The sequence below is a fragment of the Shewanella sp. SG41-4 genome (genome assembly GCF_014164505.1).
Classification (GTDB): domain Bacteria; phylum Pseudomonadota; class Gammaproteobacteria; order Enterobacterales; family Shewanellaceae; genus Shewanella.
Genome location: NZ_JACJFI010000666.1, coordinates 1 through 1086, shown reverse-complemented (window position 1 = coordinate 1086; position 1086 = coordinate 1). Strand labels below are relative to the sequence as shown.

General features: G+C 34.9%; 1 protein-coding gene and 1 pseudogene. Both read left to right on the top strand.

Translation table 11 applies throughout. The features are described 5' to 3' along the window. Nucleotides 1-296 precede the first annotated feature (296 nt). Entirely contained in the window at nt 297-503 is a 207-nt protein-coding gene (locus H5202_RS23125) for a helix-turn-helix domain-containing protein (RefSeq protein WP_124018451.1), read from the top strand. Nucleotides 504-906: 403 nt separating this feature from the next. Then, a pseudogene (locus tag H5202_RS24110) lies at nt 907-1086 on the top strand (hypothetical protein); the annotation flags it as partial.

Sequence of the window (1086 nt, the reverse complement as noted above, 5' to 3'; positions counted from 1 at the left end):
TAGATATTTGTCGATAAATGAATTTGTATGCTTGGCTTACACTTTCACTGCATTGTGAAACTGCAAGATATGCATCACGTAATTCTATAACTTGAAAATGATTGAAGCTCTCATCCTGGAGAATAGTATGTAATGTTGAACATATTTTGATTGAAGCTTTTGGCATAACTTTCTCACAAGGCTCTATTACTCACTCATTTTGAGTGTTAGATGGACATAAAAAACAATTGCGGATTATAGTCCGTGGCTTTATAAGCCGCAACTTTAGATAGTCTTTCTTTTTAATGAGATTAAAAATGAAAGACTTAGCAGTACAATTTGGACGAAAACTAAGAGCTAAACGTAAAATTCTTGGAATCTCACAGGATAAAATGGCTTTATTAGCGGAAATGGATCGCAGCTATGCAGGTAGGATTGAGCGTGGTGAAGTCAACATTACACTTGAAAAGGTGTATCAATTAGCAGAAGTACTTGAGTGTGATGTAAAGGAATTACTTCCTTGATTATAAATATTACATTACCTAGATCAACGAGTATTAGAATAGTCCTAACTCGTATTTGGACAAAGACGTGTCAGCGCCTTTTCTAAATTAGTTAGATACGAATTGGTTTTGGTATAGGAAAACGTGTCCGACAGAAGCGCTTTGATATCATTCTGATTTAGCAGAAAATCAAGATTGTATGATAAATGAAAATCGACTCTTTTTTTACGATGATAATCGACAAACTCCACCTACATTACTGTTTATTAAATCCAATACCATTACGACAGGTTCACTAAGTGTTTGAACGAACCACTCTACTTTAAGTTTGAAGCGTTTCAGGTGAATTAAGAATTGCAGAACTATCACTATCAGGACACACTGTTTCATTATATTTTCAGTCACTTATTAGGTAAGTTAACGAATGAAAAATGTTGTTAGTGACGATAAGATCGGAGACTTCCGAGATTTAGTGAACTCTAACTCAAGCTTTGTTTTTCAGATCTACAAAGATAAAGGTGGTAAGAACCTGTTCAACTTAGTCTGTTCTTGTATGGACTGGATCACTGTGTCAGTTAGACACTTAGAGAACGCACCTGAGTTT